An 18,654-nucleotide genomic window follows, 5' to 3' on the forward strand; every position below is an offset into this window, starting at 1 on the left:
TCTAGTTTGACAGTATAACCGAAGAAACAATAAAAAGAGTAAAATAAAAAATAAAGAAAGAGCGACTAATCTATATGTCTAGTTGCTCTTTCTTTATTTTTATTGTTTATGTATGAATTCTATCTTTCTAAGAAAGAACCTTCTGATTTATCTTTGGAAGGGTTTTTATTGATTGCTTTATCCTGTTTGTTTTCGGAAAGTTTCTTGACTTTCCTCATAGCTCTGATTTCATCAAACTTTTTTGATTGATTTCGCATTTTTTTAATGTTGTCGTCATAATCAGGTTGTATTGGACCAGGTCCATTTATCCAAACACGTTGCGTTTTATTGAATAGAGAAAAAAGTTTAACCCACGCTTTATTTTCTTTAGACAATTCTTTTTTTGGGTTTGAGTTATCTTGGTAAGACAGTCCTGCTAGTGCTATTTTAAGAGCGTCTTTATATCGAATTTTTTTTTGAGAGGATAATATTTCTGAAATATCTGATCCTGCTTCTTTAATAAAGTTTTCGTAATTTTCTTTTCGATCTCTAAGGAACAGGCCTTTAAAGTTATCTTTATTTAAATTTTTGTGCATTTCGTTCATTTCCTGAAGCAACATTTTTAAACGTTTACTATGTTGGTCGTCTCCAAGCGTTTCTATCTTGTTTAAGACATCTAAGTTTGTTTTTTTATTTCTAGAAAAAATATTGCTTGATACTATTGGACGATTCCCACCATTTTGTTGCAAAAATTGATTTATACGATCTTCGATATCTTGTTCGTTAACAGGATTTGCAGTTTGTGATTCTTGTTCGCTAACAGGATTTGTAGGTTGTAATTCTTTCATTTTTTTCTTCCTTTATTTTTATTTGTAATTATAAATAAGAAAAACCAATAATGGGGTTTCTTGTTTTCCCCTGAATTAGAAAAATTAACATAAAATTAAATCCCTGCCGATCTAAATGAAACAAAAAATGTATCGTATTTCTGATATAGCATTTCTCTATTATACACTGTAGGGATCAGTGCACCACTATTATACAAGTAGCGAGTCACTAAAAATTGATTACATTGTATACATTATGCCAAGTAGATCCTTAACATAATAAAAATTCACTCTGTTGTTCGTCCGCATTCTGCCTTTTTTTAGAATCATTTTTATCTATAATTTTTTCATATTCGTTTTTTCCAGAAACATATCCACCGTCTGCTCTATGTAATATCCCCTCATATAAAATCAAAGATACATGATCAACGTGATACAGAATCCGGCCCACGCCCTTCAAGTGCGTTTGGTTGATTCATACGGCGCTGATGACGTTTAAATTTAAATCATCTTCTTAAATTTTTACATTATTTTTTCAATTGTTTATCTCATCAACCGACCATGCAGGTTATCTATTGATATTAGATCCAGTAGTTTTATCAATATTGTGTCTTGTCTCGGGCGTGACATTTGTAATAATGCCTGCTCGTCCATTCAAATGATACAGAGATTTATTTATCATAACGGACTGAGAATTCCCGCTGCTTAAGATATTGTCAGTCTCTAAACCATTTGCTGAATTTTGTACACTCTTTCTTTCCGCTGACTTGCGGATAAGTTCATTTAAAAAAGATTTGTAATGGCTGTTAGTTTGGGGATTAGGTTGTGTTTTTTCAGAGTATCTTTCTGTGGTGCCCCATCCAGTATTTTCATCCATGTCTAACTTATTCTTTTTAAGGGACTCCCCTATATTATTTACCGGTTTCTGATTAACTTTTCCTTCAGGCAAGCCTGTTAGCTCTGCATCTATCATCTTCGATTGATCTTTGGCTAAAGTATTTTTCTGCCCATCAGATATGCTTCTTAACTCCTGAGTATTCTGCTTTTCCATATACTATCTCCTTTCATTCATTTATTTATTTAGTAATTTTACCAGTCATCTTTTATTCTTTTAAAGCTGATTCTGCTCTAAATCAATCACCTCCTTCATTTTTTTCTTGTTGTTTCAAAGCATTTCCCAAAAAATTTACCTAATATGCTACCATTTTATTACAATTCACTTTCTACTAAAGAACTATTTTTTCTAAAAAAAAATTAAAAAGGAAAACGAGCAAAACGCTCATTCTCCTTTTTATTTTCATTCAATTATCTCACGGTGTTTAATACGTTTCTTAATTCATTGACAGATTTTTTAAACATTTGTTCTTCTTCTGGTGTAATTGATAATTCGATAACTTCTCTTACACCTTTCTCTTCTATATTTTATGCTAAGTAGTTTCTTTTTTTCTTATTTATGTATGAAGTCTATCTTCCAGCTCTAGGTGGTCTATCCATATTAGGGGTAGAACGCGGCAATGGAACAGGTGGTTTTTGTTTAGACTGTGTATCTTTCTTCTTTACTGTTGGATCTTCTACATAGATAATTTGTCTTCTCATTAAATTTCTTTCTTTCCTCTTTATGTCTTAAATTATAAACGAACAAACTATATATTATCCAACTCACCTCTTTTCATCTTCAATCTAATTTTTAAGAAGCTCTCACCTATTACCTATATTACTTATTACCTCATTTACTTGATTTTTCACCCTTTTCATAATCTGTGCGTTCTTTTCTCCCATAGTTCCTCCTAATTGCATTTCAGGCCTCTCTCTACCCTGTCTGGATGTTACTTCCCGGGAATGCTCAGCAGATTGTCCTTTAGCCATAGGTAATAGGTCACTCATGGAATTCTGACTGCGAAAATGCTCATTTTTTACTATCTCGGACGTGATATTTTTAAAAATTCCTGCTTGTCCATTCATTTTATTTGTGGCTACATTTTTACTTCTATCTATTATTTTATTGAATTTCTGAGCTGGCTTCTTACTTCGAAGCGATAAAGGTAGAGCTGGATCCATATCCTGATGTAGCGAAGCAGGTGCTCCTTGTGTTGGAAGCAGATGTTCATAAGAATGTGACGATGTTGTTGATGGCTTTATAAGCTCACTCAAAAAAGCTTTAAACTGCTCTGGAGTTTTGTACACAGGCTGAACTCTTTTTCCTGGAGTTACTGAAATCTGGTTGACATCCGCTTTAGGCAAGCCTACTAATTTTACATACATCATCTCCGATTGATCTTTTTGTTGCCTATCAGATACGGTTTGCTCTGTATGTATAGAGTGAATATCTTGTTGAACTGCAGATTCTTCTAATCCGCTTCTTGAGTCCTTAGCATTCTGCTTTTCCATATACTATCTCCTTTCATTTATTTAGTAATTTTACCAGTCATCTTTTATTCTTTTTAAGCTGATTATGCTCTAAATCAATCACCTCTTTCATTTTTTATTGTTGTTTCAAATGCATTTCCCAAAAAAGTTACCTAATATGCTACCATTTTATTACAATTCACTTTCTACTAGAGAATTATTTTTTCTAAAACAAAAATAAAAAGGACAACGAGCAAAACGCTCATTCTCCTTTTTATTTTTTATTTAATTATATCACAGTGTTTAATACGTTTCTTTTTTTTTATTTATGTATGAAGTCTATCTTCCAACTCTAGGTGGCAAAGATGGTGGTCTATCCATATTAGGGGTAGAATGCGGCAATGGAACAGATGATTTTGAGCCTCCCTTTATTTGTTCAAATGCCCGAGGTGGACGAGCAGGCGTTCTATTCATATTATGAGTAGAATCTGGTAATATAGCAATTTCTTCTTTAGATTTTCCTCTTATTTGTTCAAAATTCCGAAGAGTTCCTTGTTTAAGTTGTTTATCTAACTCATGCAATTGTTGTATATAACCCTTCTTGTTTGACGATGCTTCTTGAGTATTTTTTTCTATAAATTTAATAAATTTTTTTTTATTTTGGTATTCTTTTCGTTTAGAAAGATTAAATCTATCCATACCTTTTAGTGGCTCAACCCTCACTCTCATGGTACTATAAAAATCTTCTTTAGCACTTGCCCCAGCAATTTTTGAACGTAATTCAATTTCTTTTTTTATTAACTCAGCATTATCTTCAGGCATTATAGTACTTATCTCCTTTTTCTAGAATAAAATAATCATAAGTAAAGAAAGAATATTTATTGCATCTAATTTAAAAAAAATAATCTTATTCTGCTTTAAATCAATCACCTCCTTCATTTTTTTCTTGTTGTTTCAAATGCATTTCCCAAAAACGTTACCTAATATGCTACCATTTTATTACAATTCACTTTCTCCTAGAGAACTATTTTTTCTAAAACAAAAATAAAAAGGAGAATGAGCATTTTGCTCGTTCTCCTTTTTTTCATTCAATTATCTCACGGTGTTTAATACGTTTCTTAATTCATTGACAGATTGTTTAAACATTTGTTCTTCTTCTGGTGTAATTGATAATTCAATAACTTCTCTTACACCCTTTTCATCAACGATGGATGGAACACCTGTAAAGATATCTTTCACTCCATATTGACCAGATAAATAAGCAGAAACTGGTAATACAGCTTGTTCATTGTTTAATACAGCCTTGACAATTCGTGCTGTACTCATACCAATTCCATAATAAGTCGCTTTTTTTCGATCGATGATTTCATAGGCAGCATTTTTAACTTTATCAGCAATGATATCTAAGTCTTTTTCTTCGATTCGATGATCTTTTTCGACAAATTCCATGATTGGTTTTCCGCCAACTGTTGTATGGGACCAAGCTGCTACTTCAGAATCACCGTGTTCACCTAAAATATAGCCGTGAACGCTACGAGGATCGACAGAAAGTTTCAAGGCAATTTCTTTTCTAAAACGAGTTGTATCTAATGTTGTTCCTGTTCCGATTACTCGAGAAGAAGGTAACCCTGATTCTTTCCACGCAATGCAAGTCAAAATATCTACTGGATTAGAAGCAACAACTAATATTCCGTTGAATCCTGCTCCCATGATTTGTCGAACAATATCCTTCATAATTCCAGCATTTGTTTTCACTAAATCTAAACGAGTTTGTCCTGGTTTTTGGTTGATACCTGCTGTGATTACTACTAGATCGGCATCGCTGCATTCGCTATAATCACCTGACCAAACAGCAACATTCTCTTCACCCCATGCCATACCATCTAAAAGGTCTAAAGCTTCCCCTTCCGCTTTTTCTTGGTTGACATCGATCAAGACTAATTCATTCGCAATTCCTTGATTGATCATGGCATAAGCAATACTTGTTCCCACAAAGCCTGTTCCAACGATCACTACTTTTCTACTGGTTTTTCTCATGTTGATACACGCTCCTTTTCATCTCATATGTTATTTTCATGAAAATTATAGTTCTGATAGAAACATTTTTCAATATAATTATATTTATAGTTACTATAATATTTTTTTATAGTTATAACAAAAAAACAGATTATTAGTAAACTAACAATCTGTTCAAAGTAAAATAAGATCTATTTCATTCGTTTATATTGGCTTTGCTTAGAAGCACCTTTTGAAGATCCGCTTTTATTTGCAGGCTTATCGGACATTTTTTTACTTAATAACAACATCAAAATAACAAATAGAACGGCTCCACCTAAGAACAAATACATATAATCTGATAAATAAGTCGTGAATAGACTTATGAAATCGGTTTGTCCAAGCACACTCGAATTGATTAACTGTAACCCAAAATTTTCCATATATTACCTCCTAATGTTTAGCTGAGAAAAAATTATTCTCATAAATAAAGCATAATACAAAGAAGGTAAGCGCAGACACCATTTTTTTCTAAAATCGGAAAAATAGTTTTTGGATAAAAAAAGACAGCGTAAAAGCTGTCTTTTTCATAGGATCACTAGCAACTGACAAATCTATTTTTTAGTATCTTTTTTAGATGTCAATTCTTCAAATTTTTCTTTTACTTCTTCCACTAATTTTTCCACTTCTTTTTCAAAAGCATTCGGTTTCTTTGGTTCTTCCTCTTCAACCGAATTAGAACCAGATAAAGCGACATCTTTGGCTTCGCCAGAGTTTGTGCCAGATAACGATTCTTGTTTGTTTTCTGTTTCACCAGAATTTGTTCCTGCTAATGCTACTTCATCATCGGTTTTAGGCGCCATCGAACCTCTTAGACGTTTGCCTTTTTCGCCGTTATAATTTGTCATGAGAATTCCTCCTTACAGTTATTTATTTTATAGTACATAAGAACAAAATAACTGTCAAAACATGAGGTGTCCTCCCCATCATATTTTAATGGTTTTGTTTTTTTGTTTCTCATCAATCTTTGCTTAATCCTTCAGAATGATCATAAACAGTGAATGGTTTATTTGTTTGCTTGCGCTTCTTTTTCCTGGATCTCTTTGATCCCTGTTTCTAAAATGTTCATTTGTAGTAGTGTTTCTTCGTCTTTCACTACTTTTTCGGCTCCGTTTATGAGCGTTTCATAGACGCCCTCATAGACCCGACTATAGTCCCCTACTTCAGAAATCACTTTTTCCTCATGATAGTATCCGTTTTGGTCCATATAGGTAAGTGTGCCGTAGTGTTCTGGTAAATCAATACCAAAATCTTGATGGTCTGGGAAATAAAATAGTTTAAGATGCTCTTCTTGTCGATCTTTTGTCTGTTTTACAAACATCCCTTTCTTCCCATAAACCACAAAGCTTGGGCGTTCCTTAATACGAAAATAGCTTGATTTGACAGAGATTTTCATTGTTCCATAATAAAAATCTAAATCGAAATAATCATTCATTCGTCCCCTTCCTAATAATTGGCGCACATCATAGTGGATGTCATCTGGTTCGCCGAAGTAAGAAATTACTTGATCTACTGTGTGACAAGCATGACCATAGAGATAACTATTGACTGTTGAAAATTCCGTTGCCGATTCAGGAACTTCAGGTCTGAAATAATCATAATGCATCTCAATTTCTAAAATATCGCCTAATTTTCCACTTTCCAACACTTTTTGTACGGTCAAGAAATCAGAATCAAAACGACGATTTTGATAACACTGGATAAATAAATCTTTTTGCTTCGCTAGCTCAAATAACTCTTTCGCTTCTGCAGAAGTTTCAGCAAACGGTTTTTCAACCAGGACATTTTTTCCATGCTCTAAGGCTAATTTAGCATATTCATAATGAAATTGGCTCGGAGTCGTAATGACAACTAGTTGGATTTCTGGATCGTTCCATAGATCTTCCAATTGATTGGTGTAATGGATATCCTCAAATGTTTCCCAAGCGGGCTCTGAACGTGAAAAGATCGTTTTGATTTTGATCTTATCTTTTAGTTTTCGTGAAAAAGGTAAATGATAGCGGTTGGTACTTTTTCCATTTCCTAGATAGGCAATTGTTAACATACGTTTTCCTCCAATTTTTGTTTTTAACTACTATTAGTATAAATGACCGGTCCCTTTAAAAGTTAATTTGAGCGCAGTTAGAAAAAAATGTTCAAGAAAGTGATCTTTTTAAGTGAATAATCGACAGGTATGTTTAACCTACACAAAAAATAGTAGTCAAAAAGAGGGATATTCAGTAAGATGGATGAGGAAGGTGAGCATATGTTAATCGAAGACCAATTGATACGACAAGAAGCATTTACAACAACAGAAAAAAGAATTGCTGATTATCTCAAAGCAAACAGAGAAACAGCTGTTTATATGACGATCGAGGAATTAGCAAAAGCGACGTATACTTCGCATTCAGCCATTATTCGCTTATGTAAAAAATTGAGTTTTTCTGGTTTTAGAGAATTTCGTTTTGAATTTGGTCGTGAAGTCCATCAGATGAAAGCCCAGTTCAATCAAATCATTGATCCAAACTTTCCTTTTACTGATAAAGATGATAGTCAATCGATCGCTAAAAAAATGGCCGATTTGTCGATCCAATCTATCAAAAAAGCACAGCTTCAATTGAAGAAACAGTCAATTGATGCGATTGCCACAGCATTGAATCAAGCGAATCGCATGTTTATTTTTGCCAAAGGGGATTCTCAAATCACAGCACGCAAATTTCAAAATAAACTAATCAAGATCAATAAATTTTTGATATTAGCTGAAGAGTATAGTGATTCTTCTTGGAATGCAGCTAATTTAACGGAAAAGGATTGTGCCATCTTTCTAACTTATAGTGGAAGGATTCACCATTATGAAAAAATTATGATGCATTTAAACCATGTGGGTGCTAAAACTGTATTGATCACTGGAAATGAACATTCAGAAATGGCAAAACAAGCAACGATGAAACTCATCGTTACGCAAGATGAATTAGATTTTGCTAAAGTGGCAACATTTTCCTCACAAATTGCCTTCGACTATGTTTTAAACACTCTTTATTCCGTGATGTATGCACAAAACTATCAAGAAAACATCCAAAATCTCAAACAAAAACAAGACTTGATTCAAAAAGGTTTGCTGAAGGAATATCGCCATTAGAAAACAGTTGTTTATTACTGTATGTCAAAGCCAATAGAGCGCGCTTCATTCTTTTTGTCATGATAAAACTTGAAACTAAAAATCTACAGACCGAGTACTGCAAAGATTGAGGTACTCGGTCTGTAGATTATTTTTGTTCTTTTTGCTGGATACATTGTGCAATCAAAGCACCTAGCAAGTGATAGCCTAACTTCGAAGGATGCAACCCATCGTCTTGCAAGTAAAGTGTTGGGTCCTCAAAAGATTTTTCATAATGATAAAAATCAATAAAACTTACTTTGTTCTTATCTGCTACTTCTTTTGCGATCTGAGTATACTCTACTAAGATCTCAGGAATTGTTTGAGTTTTGATCTTTTCATCAACGTAACTAGGCCCTATCAAAATCACTTGGCTATGTTTAAAAAAGTTGATCAATTGTTCCAAGTTTTTTCGATAGGCTTCTTGGTTATCTCTTTGATTGATTGCATCATTAACGCCAACATTAAGAACGACGTAGTCAGCTGTACGTTCATCTTGGGGAAGTTGAGACAATCGTTCAAGGCTGCTTGTCGTTGAATCGCCTCTTTTTCCTAAGTTAATGATCTTAAAATCAGCTTGTCCTAAAGCATTTAAGGTCGTTGATAACGCATGGTCCAATGCATGGACGACCTCCCCTTGGTACAATCCAGCAGCAATGCTATCACCAAATAGTATAATTTTCTTCATCTGTGTCATCCCTTTTCTTTTCTTACAATAAAAATTCTATCACGGAGAATCAAAAAGGAAAAATCGTTGCTCTCAACTATAAGAACTTTCTATCGAAGGTTTTTATTTGGTTATCGATGATGACACAAAGAAGTATCGAAGTGTTTTTCTGAATACGGACACTACTTACCAGTTAAAAAGAAACGGCTAACAAATGAATCGAGTGGATTCAAGATTCACTTCGTTCGGTGTTCAAACCTCTTTGCAGCCATTTTACCTTGTAACGATAATCTTGCAACAACTCATCAGTAGTCCAGTCATTCGCAATGTAATCCGTCAATGAATTGATCACAAGACCCATGACAAAATATAAAAAGCTAATCGCTTCTTCTTCTGAAGTAATGTGAAAGCCATTTGCCTTCAGTAACTTAAACCATTCCTTTAATCTTCCTGATTCAGCAGAAGGCTTGGTTCTTTGGTGATTGGTAAAATCATCACTTCTCGTTAAAAAGCGGATGGCCTGCCAATAACTACTTTTTTGTTCCAGTTCACTACACCACGCAAGGTAATTTTCAATTCCTTGAAAAAAGTCTTGCTTGTTTTGACTGATATATTTCAAAATATCTCGATGGATTTGAATCGAATAATACTGAATCGTGTAGGTATAGGCATCTTCCAAGTCTTCGAAGTACTTATAAAAGGCCCCTCTTGACATAGCCATATCTTCGACAATATCTGCAACTTTTACTTGGCTAATATGTCGAGCTGAAAAATTTTCAAGTAAAATTTCAATAAGCCGTTGTTTCTTCTCATTCGGCAGATTAAGAAATGTCGATTTAGGCATCCCATCCCTCCGTTTCTTCGATCAAATCACCATCTTTCATTCGGTAGACACGATCGCTCCATTTGATCATCCGAGCATCATGTGTAACCATGACTGTTGCTTTTTGTTTTTCATGTGCTTCTTTGACAAGTAACTTGACTACTTCAAAGGCATGATCTGTATCTAAGCTAGCGGTAGGCTCATCTGCTAAGATCAAACTGGGGTCATTGAACAACGCACGAGCAATCGCTACACGTTGTCTTTCCCCACCAGATAAATCTCGAGGATAGCTTTCTTTTAGATCATAAATATCTAATGATTTCAATAAGTCATCAATGACGGTTTCGTTTTGTTTCTGATGGCTGACTCGATCAACTAAATAAAATTGTTCTTTGACCTTTAAAAATGGAATCAAATTAGAACTTTGTAAAATAAACCCAATTTCTTTAAAACGTAAATCGGCTCTTTTTTTCTCAGATAAATCGGAAAAAGACTGACCATTAATGGCGATTTCTCCAGAAGTAGGTGTTTGTAGCCCACCGGAAATGGTTAAGAAAGTACTTTTCCCTGAACCAGAGGGACCGATGATGCTGACAAATTCTCCTTGTTTGACATTAAAATTAATTCCTTTTAGTGCAGTCACTTCGGTATGTCCACTACCAAAAGTCTTGACGATATTTTTCATCGTTAAAATATTCTTCATTTTTTACCCTCCTATGGCGGTGATTGGGTCCACTTTTGTGATCGTGCGTATTGAGAAGACGCCGCCTACAACTGCTACAACGAGTAAGACCCCACTATATAGCAACCATTGTGTCCAAAAAATAGCGAATGGCATCGCACTTGGTAAAAACAAGCTAGTTAGATAAGCAGCTAGAACTGCTAAGGCGACACCAATGACTCCAATAACAAATGACTGTGCAATCAACGATTTAGCAATAAATGAATTGCGAATCCCTTGAGCTTTCATTACGCCAAAGATCGCCGTTTTTTGTAAAGTGATGACATACATAAAAATGCCAACTACTGCTGCTACGACAAGAAACAAGAAGTAAACCATTGCATTTAGTGTCATATTTTGTGCAGAATAACCTGGAAGACTTTCAATAAAATCAGGAATCGTCAGTTTTTGTAAATCTTTTGATGCGCCATCTTTATCAATTGCAGCTGATTGTTTGGTCACGATCGCATTGATCGGCTTTTTGTCATCTGAAGCAAACGGTTGGGCTCCATATTTTAATTGTGTCCAAGTTTCTAGATCTGTATAGATGACTGGTGAGACCGTATAATAAGTGGCAGGAAAAATTCCAACGATCGTAAATGCTTGGTCATCGCTACCGATTTTGATTTGATCTCCCAACTTATATTGATCTTGTGCCAGATTTTGGGAGATAATTATTTCATTTTTCTTATCAAACATCCGACCATCTGTGATTTTAGGTAATAAAAAGGCATCGTTAGTCGTACCAAAGACTGTCACATTTTCTTTGTTTTTGCCCTTGATTGCTCCACTGAATAAGCCAATCGGTGCTTTTTCTTTCGCATTTACTTGATCAAGGTCGCCTCTTGTCAATTGAGATGCTGCAAACACTTGATTAGCATCTTCGGACAAAACGATTTCTTGAGCACCCCAATCATCAATTGCTTTTTTAAATTCTTCAGCTAATCCACTTGCCAGACCTGATAGCATGAAAACGACATAAGCAATCAAGAACATGATACCGATAATGAGTCCGTATCGTAGTTTTGCGTATTTCATTTCTTTCATTGCTAAAAACATTACTTTCCCTCCTACATTTTCCTTTTTCGATAGTGACATTTTGTCACTATCGAAAAGTATAGCGCAACAGTGACAAAATGTCACTCAACAAAACTCATGAAACAATTCGTTCATACTACAAGATCATTGTCTTTCTGTTTATTGGTTACAGTTTTTCTTATAGTTGGCGATGTTACTATATATATGAATCATGAGCAAATAAACGTTGGTATAAATAGATATCAGTAAAAGGAAATAGAAGAAAAACGAAAAATAAGCTACAATAATAAAATAGAACACCAGTTTGAACAAAAAGGAGGTTCTTTTATGGATCAAAAAACACGAAAACACATTCAAGAAAAGTTAAAACAACGCATCGCACAGCTTCCTCCTATTTTCCAAGAATTTTTAAAAGAAAATCAAAAAAAGCTTTCATTAAGCAGTCGTTATGAATATGCAAAAGATTTTCATTTATTCACGGATTATCTTCACGAAGCTTTAGATCAAGAGATCACAGATGAAGTTATTCTTCGTCTTGAAAAACAAGACTATTTAAATTTTTTAGACAAAGTCTATCAGCATACTCGTTCGTTTCAGACCACAGCTGATCAACAAACAAACCAGTTATTTAAAAATAGCTATTATGGTCTTTCGCGAAAACAATATTCGTTAAATCATTTTCTACGGTTTTTGTATCAAAAAGGGTTATTGACTGAAGAAATATCTCTATTAGGAAAAACGCTCCCTGAAACTACTGCTACAGCGCCTCGATTCATAGACGCCTCTTTGTTTCAAGACTTTGAGCATCTGTTTATTCCTATGAATGGCTTTAACTCTTCACGAGAAGCACGCTTTGAAAAAAGGAACCGACCAAGAAATTTAGCGATTGCAGCTATTCTTTTATATTGCGGGTTAAAGATCCATGAAGTCGTTGAATTAAAAAGAAAAGATATTGACTTAAATAAACAAATCATTCATCTTAGCCGTAAAAAAAATCGTCTTAATCAGTCGCCAATTCCCAATGAAGCACTACCATTCATTAAAAACTATTTAGCAATAACTGATACTGGGACAGGACCTGATTCTTTTGCTTTTCGTTCATCTCATGACCAGCAAATCTCTCCACGGACGATTCGCCAAATACTAAGTAAAATCACTGTATATAAAAATATTTCGCCAGAATTATGTCGTAAAACTTACGGGTACTACGTTTCCCTTTATTTTGATGATCTGGATATCGTCAATTTCCTTTATGGTAATCGTTATATCAATGGACATTCATTTGAAGAAGTCCATCAAAAGATGTTAGAGTTCTCTTACAAGGAAATAACAAGTAATAAAAAATGAAATAACGAAATATAATTCATTTTTTCACAAAGAAATCTGTTTTTTATTTAGGGTTTGTGCTAAGATTATAGCTGAATTTGCAAAGTAAATGATTTAATTCACAAATTTTTCTTACTTTGCTTACCAACTTGTCTATTAAATGAAATCGGAGTGTGACTTATGGAAACAATCGCTTATTCCCCACTAAATCTTTTTTCTAATTTTCAAGAAGCAGCGAATGCTACACCAGATGTACCAATCATCTTTGACCAACCCTTAGCAGCTTTTCTGGAACTTGGTTTTAAAAGCACTTACAAAGATACCTGTCAACTCGTTTTGACTCGTGCCTATCAATTAGCTCATTTGGGTGTCGGACTTGGTGATAAGGTCATGATCTACAAAAGTTCAGCTTTTGATACTTATTTATTAGCTGTAGCAACAGCTTATCTTGGGGCGGTACCAGCAATGATCTCTTATCACTTCCCTACCCCCACTTTAGAAGTCTTTGTCGACCGTTTAGAAGATCCATTTATCCTTTTTGATGATGAAACGGCTGAACGAGTGGCTGGCATTTCAAATGGATCAAAAGAAAAACAAATTGCTGTTTCTAAACTATTGACTCAACCAGCAGAACCAGTGGCACAAAATCAATTGGGGAACGATGAAATTTCTTATATGACCCATACTTCAGGAACTACAGGTATTCCTAAATTGATTTGTCATTCTGCTCATTCAATGGGCTGGCGCACCAAATGGCAAAAAACTGTCTTTACTAAGATCGCAGAGAAAAAACTTGTGGCTTTCCATATCTCTCCTGTTCATTCTCGCTTCAATATTGGTATTTCTTCATTGATGGCGATGGGCTTTCCAATGATGCCGTTAGCGGATGCTCAAGGGGAAAACGTTGTGGCCATGTTAAAAGAAAATCCACCGATTGCACTTGAAACACATCCAAACAACTTTGTTCAGTGGAGCTTTACAGCGAAAGAATATCCAGAAGCTTTTGCTGGTATTCGTTATTACCATTCCACTTTTGATGCGATCAACAACTCTACTATGGAAACATTCTTACGGACTTCTCCTAATCAAGAAGCTGTTTTCTTACAAGTTTATGGCCAAAGCGAATGCGGACCGATGATTTTAAAAGCTCATACATTAGAGAGTTTAAAAACGAGTAATGCGAGAGACATGGGTGTGGGACTTGGCAACTTAACCAAAGCGCGGATCGCAGATGAAAATGGGAACGTCTTACCTGCTAATACAGATGGACACATCCATTTATTATCAAAAGGTCGTGCATTAACTTATTATAAAGAAGATGCTCGTTTCCAAGAAAATGTTTATGGTGCTTGGTGGGACAGCGGTGATTACGGCAGCATGGATGAACAGGGGCATTTGTTCTTAAAGGATCGTCAAGTGGATTTGATCGATACAATCAATAGTAATTTAGCGATCGAAGATTTCTTGTTAGACTCATTAGAATTTCTATCGGAGGTGGTCATCGTTCGTGATAAAAACAATGCACCACAACCATTGATCGCTCTTGCTCCTAATCACGAAATGGACTGGGATCGTTGGTGGAAACAAGTGCATGAGTTACCTCGATTGAATACGCCGATTATCAGAGATTATGAAGATATCCCACGGACTGCAACGATGAAAGTCCGTCGACTACAAATTGAAAAAGAATTAAAAGCATAATAAAAAGAACACTGACGTTATCCTCTTACCTAGCAGGTATAACGTCAGTGTTCTCTTTTGTTTAACCATTTTTCAGTTGTTAAAAATTGTAGGAATGACAAAAAAAGATTCAATTTATTGATAATAATATCTAATGAAGTTGTTCATTTGAGTATGCATAGCTTATGTTTTCTTCTAGCTGTTAAGTTGCCAACAATACAGTGTACTTGTTTCATTCAGATGATAGATAAATTTTGGTGATCTAAAGACTACGCAAAATTGGATGACATAAAAATATGCCAATTGGCTGTTTTCTTTTCTAACAACTTTCGTTATACTCTTTTCGTGGAGGGAAAACAATGAGAAAAATACTTACAATTGGTGGTTCTGACCCTTTTGCCGGTGGAGGAATTCAATCCGATTTGAAAACTTTTGAGAATTTTCAACTTTTTGGAATGAGCGCGCTCACCTGTGTAGGCATGTTAGACGAAAACAACGCATTCCTCTTAGAAAATCTACCTGCTAAGTGGTTGGAACAGCAACTTGCTTCGATCCAGAAGATGACAGACTTAGCGGGTATCAAAATTGGCTTATTGCATTCTCTTGAAGCAATCATGATCGTCCGAGATTTTTTAAAAAAGCACCCTCAAATCCCAATCGTTCTTGATCCGGTTTTAGCTTTTAAAGAAACTACTTCATTAGCGAATCAACAGTATATTGAGTGCTTAGTGAAAGAACTCTTCCCCCTTGTTGATCTTGTCACGCCCAATCTTAAAGAAGCGGCTCTCCTTTCTGGAAAGAAAAAAATTTCAAGCATCAATGAAGTGATAGAGACAACCAAATTTATTCATACTTTAGGAAGCAAAGCGGTCGTTGTTAAAGGTGGCTCTGGGATTCATGGCGATGAAGCAATCGATGTTTTGTATAGTCATGACGGGCTAACCACTTTTACAATGGAAAAATTAACACGATCAACGGTGAATGGCGCAGGATGTACCTTTTCTTCTGCTATTACAGCGAATCTCGTCCATGGCTATACGCTCCCACAAGCCATTCAACGAAGTAAAACGTACGTTTATCAATGTATTTTAAACGGTGTTGAAATGAATGATCAAACGGGCAGTGTCTGGTCTGGCGGTAACATCAAAGGAGGGATTTAATCGTTGAATACGAAACGAATGACAATATATGCCATGCTGATCGCTTTAACAGTAGCATTATCTTTAACAATTTTGGTTCCAATACCAGCAACTAACGGCTTTGTCACGCTCTGCGAAGCTGGCATCTACACCACTGCTTTATTATTTGGTCCATTTGGTGGGTTCGTTGTCGGTGCCTCAAGTGGTTTATTCATCGATTTACTGTCAGGTTATCCGCAATGGGCCCTTTTTTCCTTATTGATCCATGGTTTGCAAGGATTGGTCAGTGGCTATTTTGCCGAAAAAACAAGCAAAGGTCGATTTGTCGGTCTTTTTATCGGTAGTTGTCTGATGATTAGTGGCTATTTTTTAGCAGGTTGGTTTTTATATGATTGGCCTGCGGGGGTAGCTTCTATTCCTGGAAATATTTTTCAAAATATTATAGGGGTTGGATTGGCTTTACCACTCACTCAAGCTCTAAAACGAACGAGAGTACAAAAAGAAAGTAAGTAATGAAAGGAAGAATAAAATGAGCATCACAGAAGAATCTTTAAAACAAGAATTAACCAAAATGGTCAACGAGGTATTAGCAGAAGCAAATTTAAAATCTGGCGATTTATTTGTATTAGGATGTAGTACCAGTGAAGTGGTCGGTGGACAAATTGGTAAAAACTCAAGTGCTCCAGTTGGACAGTGGATTATCCAAACGATTAGAGAAATATTGCAACCTTTAGGAGTCGCTTTAGCTGTTCAAGGATGTGAACACATTAATCGAGCCCTTGTCGTCGAACGCTCCGTAGCAGAGCAAAAACAATTTGAAATTGTTTCTGTTGTACCAGCCTTACACGCTGGTGGCGCTTGTTCAGTAGCAGCGTTTGACCAATTCGATGATCCAGTAGAAGTGGAACATGTGGTAGCGCAAGCTGGAATCGATATCGGTGATACTTCCATCGGTATGCATGTCAAACACGTTCAAGTACCTGTTCGACCAAGCAGTCAAACATTAGGAGCCGCGCATGTTACAGCTCTGCGTTCACGTCCAAAATACATTGGTGGTCCGCGAGCTGAGTATGAAGTGATTTAAAAGAATCAATTAACTGGTAACCTACCTAATATTTATGTAAATGTTATTCTTTATTATAAAATATTCACTTATTATCTAATTTCTATAAAGGTACAGTCACCCAACTTCATACAGTATGTCAAAAAAGTTTGCCTTGGACTTCATTAGAAAGCTCAAGACAAACTTTTTTTAGTTTCTTTTTTTACTGTTTACAAATAATTTCGCTTCATAAGGATCAAGCTTACCCACTCGTTCAAATACACGTTCTTCTTGATTCGTGAGAAGTAATTCCCAAGGAACATCAACTTCATTCGGTAATGAATATTCCGCTACTTCACTCGTAAGATTGACCATAATCAGATAGTTTTTATCGGTAAATGATCGTTCATAAACATAGAGTTGGTCGTGTTCAGCGAGATATTCTTTGAGTGAACCATAGATCAATCCTTGATTTTCACGACGGATGCGGATCATTTGTTTGTAGAAAGATAAGATCGACGAAGGATCGTTTTCTTGTTCTTCTACGTTAAGTGTATGATAGTTGGGATTTACCATCAGCCAAGGTTCGTTTGTTGAGAATCCGGCATATTTTTCTGATCCCCACTGCATAGGTGTTCGGCTATTGTCTCTTGTTGTATCAGCAACAATATCTATAGCTTCCTCAGGAGATTTTCCTTCTTCTAGCAATTGGTTATAAAGACGTCTTGAATCGACGGCATCGATTTGTTCGATGGCAGTAAACGGCATATTCGTCATACCGATTTCTTGTCCTTGATAAATAAATGGCGTGCCTTGCAGGAAAAAGTACATCATTGCGACTGCTTTTGCTGATTTTTGCCAATAATGTTCAGGATCACCAAAAACAGAAACTGAACGAGGTGTATCATGATTTTCCATATAAAGTGCATTCCAACCCTTACCGTCTAAAGCGGTTTGCCAGGCACTTAACGCTCTTTTTAAATTGATAACATCAAGTTTCCCTTCTTTTTCGTGCTTCCAAATCGAGATATGGTCAAATTCAAAGATCATGTCAAAATACCCATCAGCGCCGACCCATTCTGGACCTTCTTCAGACGACACCCCGCTAGCTTCGCCAACAGTCATAATGTCATAGTCATCAAAAACATCTTTTAATTCATTTAAGTGTTCATCGATCCCGGAAACATTTTGAAAAGGAGAAAAGGGGTTTTCAGTTGCTTTAACAGAATATTCATCTTTTTTCACATGGGAAATCGCATCTAAACGAAACCCATCGATCCCTTTATCTAACCACCAGCGAATCATAGAAAAAAGTTCATTTTTTAATTTCTCGCTTTCCCAATTCAAATCAGGCTGCTCTTTAGCAAAGACATGCAGATAATATTGTTTCGTCTGTTCATCATATGCCCAAGCTGAGCCACCAAAAATCGATTGCCAGTCATTCGGAGCGTTTTCAGGTGTTCCATCTACCCAGATATAGTAATCTCGGTAAGGATTATCCAGTGACTTCTTTGATTCAATAAACCACTCGTGTTGATCAGAGGTATGATTGATGACTAGATCCATAATGATTTTGATTCCTTGTAGATGTGCTTCTGCCAGTAATTGGTCAAATTCGGCCATTGTTCCAAATTTTTCTAGAATATTTTGGTAGTCACTAATATCGTAACCGTTATCAATAAAAGGTGAAGAATAAACTGGATTAATCCAAATAAAATCAATCCCTAATTGTTTTAAATAAGGAAGCTTTTCACGAATCCCATTGAGATCCCCAATGCCGTCCCCATTACTATCCATAAAACTGGCAGGATAAATCTGATATCCGACCGCTTCTTTCCACCAAGCTTTTGTTTGAGTCATTGTTTACTTCCCTTC

At 35.5% G+C, this 18,654-nt stretch carries 19 protein-coding genes and 1 pseudogene; 6 read left to right on the top strand and 14 right to left on the bottom strand.

Features of this window, described 5'->3' with window-relative positions; genetic code table 11:
• Window positions 1–119: 119 nt before the first annotated feature.
• The 9 genes and pseudogenes from IGL30_RS06120 to IGL30_RS06160 all read right to left on the bottom strand — a co-directional run bounded on the left by IGL30_RS06120 (window position 120) and on the right by IGL30_RS06160 (window position 7,251).
• Complete coding sequence (locus tag IGL30_RS06120; protein WP_123874783.1) at window positions 120–827, bottom strand: hypothetical protein; 708 nt, start codon at window positions 825–827, stop codon at window positions 120–122.
• A gap of 547 nt (window positions 828–1,374) precedes the next feature.
• The gene (locus IGL30_RS06125) at window positions 1,375–1,857 is read right to left on the bottom strand and encodes a hypothetical protein (RefSeq protein ID WP_010719178.1); all 483 of its coding nucleotides are present in this window, start codon (window positions 1,855–1,857) and stop codon (window positions 1,375–1,377) included.
• Between the two features lie 254 nt (window positions 1,858–2,111).
• Window positions 2,112–2,225, bottom strand: a pseudogene (gene ldh / locus IGL30_RS06130) (L-lactate dehydrogenase); the annotation flags it as partial.
• A 279-nt stretch (window positions 2,226–2,504) separates the two neighbouring features.
• Window positions 2,505–3,194 (bottom strand): hypothetical protein, encoded by a 690-nt coding sequence (locus IGL30_RS06135; RefSeq protein WP_123874782.1) that lies wholly within the window; start codon window positions 3,192–3,194, stop codon window positions 2,505–2,507.
• Between the two features lie 297 nt (window positions 3,195–3,491).
• The gene (locus IGL30_RS06140) at window positions 3,492–3,974 is read right to left on the bottom strand and encodes a hypothetical protein (protein WP_240210639.1); all 483 of its coding nucleotides are present in this window, start codon (window positions 3,972–3,974) and stop codon (window positions 3,492–3,494) included.
• Between the two features lie 270 nt (window positions 3,975–4,244).
• Complete coding sequence (locus tag IGL30_RS06145; protein ID WP_063627106.1) at window positions 4,245–5,189, bottom strand: L-lactate dehydrogenase; 945 nt, start codon at window positions 5,187–5,189, stop codon at window positions 4,245–4,247.
• Window positions 5,190–5,359: 170 nt separating this feature from the next.
• On the bottom strand, window positions 5,360–5,590 hold the full coding sequence (locus tag IGL30_RS06150; RefSeq protein WP_010719176.1) for a hypothetical protein: 231 nt from the start codon (window positions 5,588–5,590) through the stop codon (window positions 5,360–5,362).
• Window positions 5,591–5,761: 171 nt separating this feature from the next.
• Complete coding sequence (locus tag IGL30_RS06155) at window positions 5,762–6,055, bottom strand: rRNA processing protein (protein ID WP_123874781.1); 294 nt, start codon at window positions 6,053–6,055, stop codon at window positions 5,762–5,764.
• Window positions 6,056–6,213: 158 nt separating this feature from the next.
• Window positions 6,214–7,251, bottom strand: a complete 1,038-nt coding sequence (locus IGL30_RS06160) for a Gfo/Idh/MocA family oxidoreductase (protein WP_123874780.1) — start codon at window positions 7,249–7,251, stop codon at window positions 6,214–6,216.
• Between the two features lie 201 nt (window positions 7,252–7,452).
• Here IGL30_RS06160 and IGL30_RS06165 point away from each other — a divergent pair, with 201 nt between their 5' ends.
• Window positions 7,453–8,325 (top strand): MurR/RpiR family transcriptional regulator, encoded by an 873-nt coding sequence (locus IGL30_RS06165; RefSeq protein ID WP_088745788.1) that lies wholly within the window; start codon window positions 7,453–7,455, stop codon window positions 8,323–8,325.
• Window positions 8,326–8,452: 127 nt separating this feature from the next.
• Here IGL30_RS06165 and IGL30_RS06170 read toward each other — a convergent pair whose 3' ends face one another.
• The 4 genes from IGL30_RS06170 to IGL30_RS06185 all read right to left on the bottom strand — a co-directional run bounded on the left by IGL30_RS06170 (window position 8,453) and on the right by IGL30_RS06185 (window position 11,613).
• Entirely contained in the window at window positions 8,453–9,031 is a 579-nt protein-coding gene (locus tag IGL30_RS06170) for an SGNH/GDSL hydrolase family protein (protein WP_113820765.1), read from the bottom strand.
• Window positions 9,032–9,239: 208 nt separating this feature from the next.
• Window positions 9,240–9,854 (bottom strand): TetR/AcrR family transcriptional regulator, encoded by a 615-nt coding sequence (locus IGL30_RS06175; protein ID WP_088745783.1) that lies wholly within the window; start codon window positions 9,852–9,854, stop codon window positions 9,240–9,242.
• A complete protein-coding gene (locus IGL30_RS06180; protein ID WP_010737568.1) occupies window positions 9,847–10,536 on the bottom strand; it encodes an ABC transporter ATP-binding protein in 690 nt (229 codons plus the stop codon). The genes IGL30_RS06175 and IGL30_RS06180 overlap by 8 nt, the downstream gene beginning before the upstream one ends.
• 3 nt (window positions 10,537–10,539) lie before the next feature.
• A complete protein-coding gene (locus IGL30_RS06185; protein ID WP_034697946.1) occupies window positions 10,540–11,613 on the bottom strand; it encodes an ABC transporter permease in 1,074 nt (357 codons plus the stop codon).
• 306 nt (window positions 11,614–11,919) lie between these two features.
• Here IGL30_RS06185 and IGL30_RS06190 point away from each other — a divergent pair, with 306 nt between their 5' ends.
• The 5 genes from IGL30_RS06190 (at window position 11,920) to IGL30_RS06210 (ending at window position 16,821) form a co-directional block, all read left to right on the top strand.
• Window positions 11,920–12,939, top strand: a complete 1,020-nt coding sequence (locus IGL30_RS06190) for a tyrosine-type recombinase/integrase (protein WP_088745784.1) — start codon at window positions 11,920–11,922, stop codon at window positions 12,937–12,939.
• A gap of 159 nt (window positions 12,940–13,098) precedes the next feature.
• Window positions 13,099–14,619 carry an AMP-binding protein gene (locus IGL30_RS06195; RefSeq protein WP_123874778.1) on the top strand — a complete coding sequence of 507 codons (1,521 nt, stop codon included), beginning with the start codon at window positions 13,099–13,101 and terminating at the stop codon, window positions 14,617–14,619.
• A 338-nt stretch (window positions 14,620–14,957) separates the two neighbouring features.
• Window positions 14,958–15,758 (top strand): hydroxymethylpyrimidine/phosphomethylpyrimidine kinase, encoded by an 801-nt coding sequence (locus IGL30_RS06200; protein ID WP_034697951.1) that lies wholly within the window; start codon window positions 14,958–14,960, stop codon window positions 15,756–15,758.
• 3 nt (window positions 15,759–15,761) lie between these two features.
• Window positions 15,762–16,250, top strand: coding sequence for an ECF transporter S component (locus tag IGL30_RS06205; RefSeq protein WP_010737573.1), 489 nt, complete (start codon window positions 15,762–15,764; stop codon window positions 16,248–16,250).
• A 16-nt stretch (window positions 16,251–16,266) separates the two neighbouring features.
• Window positions 16,267–16,821, top strand: coding sequence for a TIGR01440 family protein (locus IGL30_RS06210; protein WP_034697955.1), 555 nt, complete (start codon window positions 16,267–16,269; stop codon window positions 16,819–16,821).
• Between the two features lie 168 nt (window positions 16,822–16,989).
• Here the strand turns inward: IGL30_RS06210 and IGL30_RS06215 are convergent, their stop codons facing one another.
• Window positions 16,990–18,639, bottom strand: coding sequence for a glycoside hydrolase family 13 protein (locus tag IGL30_RS06215; protein WP_375371643.1), 1,650 nt, complete (start codon window positions 18,637–18,639; stop codon window positions 16,990–16,992).
• Window positions 18,640–18,654: the final 15 nt, after the last annotated feature.

Origin of the sequence: Enterococcus sp. DIV1089c (genome assembly GCF_050530965.1) — a bacterium.
GTDB classification, from domain to species: Bacteria; Bacillota; Bacilli; order Lactobacillales; family Enterococcaceae; genus Enterococcus_B; species Enterococcus_B hirae.

Bases quoted from the DNA above. Each gene is read 5' to 3' on its own strand.
- IGL30_RS06215 (WP_375371643.1), bottom strand. From the start codon at position 18,639: ATGACTCAAACAAAAGCTTGGTGGAAAGAAGCGGTCGGATATCAGATT.
- IGL30_RS06125 (WP_010719178.1), bottom strand. From the start codon at position 1,857: ATGGAAAAGCAGAATACTCAGGAGTTAAGAAGCATATCTGATGGGCAG.
- IGL30_RS06165 (WP_088745788.1), top strand. From the start codon at position 7,453: ATGTTAATCGAAGACCAATTGATACGACAAGAAGCATTTACAACAACA.
- IGL30_RS06175 (WP_088745783.1), bottom strand. From the start codon at position 9,854: ATGCCTAAATCGACATTTCTTAATCTGCCGAATGAGAAGAAACAACGG.
- IGL30_RS06150 (WP_010719176.1), bottom strand. From the start codon at position 5,590: ATGGAAAATTTTGGGTTACAGTTAATCAATTCGAGTGTGCTTGGACAA.
- IGL30_RS06185 (WP_034697946.1), bottom strand. From the start codon at position 11,613: ATGTTTTTAGCAATGAAAGAAATGAAATACGCAAAACTACGATACGGA.
- IGL30_RS06145 (WP_063627106.1), bottom strand. From the start codon at position 5,189: ATGAGAAAAACCAGTAGAAAAGTAGTGATCGTTGGAACAGGCTTTGTG.
- IGL30_RS06190 (WP_088745784.1), top strand. From the start codon at position 11,920: ATGGATCAAAAAACACGAAAACACATTCAAGAAAAGTTAAAACAACGC.
- IGL30_RS06160 (WP_123874780.1), bottom strand. From the start codon at position 7,251: ATGTTAACAATTGCCTATCTAGGAAATGGAAAAAGTACCAACCGCTAT.
- IGL30_RS06200 (WP_034697951.1), top strand. From the start codon at position 14,958: ATGAGAAAAATACTTACAATTGGTGGTTCTGACCCTTTTGCCGGTGGA.
- IGL30_RS06155 (WP_123874781.1), bottom strand. From the start codon at position 6,055: ATGACAAATTATAACGGCGAAAAAGGCAAACGTCTAAGAGGTTCGATG.
- IGL30_RS06170 (WP_113820765.1), bottom strand. From the start codon at position 9,031: ATGAAGAAAATTATACTATTTGGTGATAGCATTGCTGCTGGATTGTAC.
- IGL30_RS06140 (WP_240210639.1), bottom strand. From the start codon at position 3,974: ATGCCTGAAGATAATGCTGAGTTAATAAAAAAAGAAATTGAATTACGT.
- IGL30_RS06120 (WP_123874783.1), bottom strand. From the start codon at position 827: ATGAAAGAATTACAACCTACAAATCCTGTTAGCGAACAAGAATCACAA.
- IGL30_RS06210 (WP_034697955.1), top strand. From the start codon at position 16,267: ATGAGCATCACAGAAGAATCTTTAAAACAAGAATTAACCAAAATGGTC.
- IGL30_RS06135 (WP_123874782.1), bottom strand. From the start codon at position 3,194: ATGGAAAAGCAGAATGCTAAGGACTCAAGAAGCGGATTAGAAGAATCT.
- IGL30_RS06195 (WP_123874778.1), top strand. From the start codon at position 13,099: ATGGAAACAATCGCTTATTCCCCACTAAATCTTTTTTCTAATTTTCAA.
- IGL30_RS06180 (WP_010737568.1), bottom strand. From the start codon at position 10,536: ATGAAGAATATTTTAACGATGAAAAATATCGTCAAGACTTTTGGTAGT.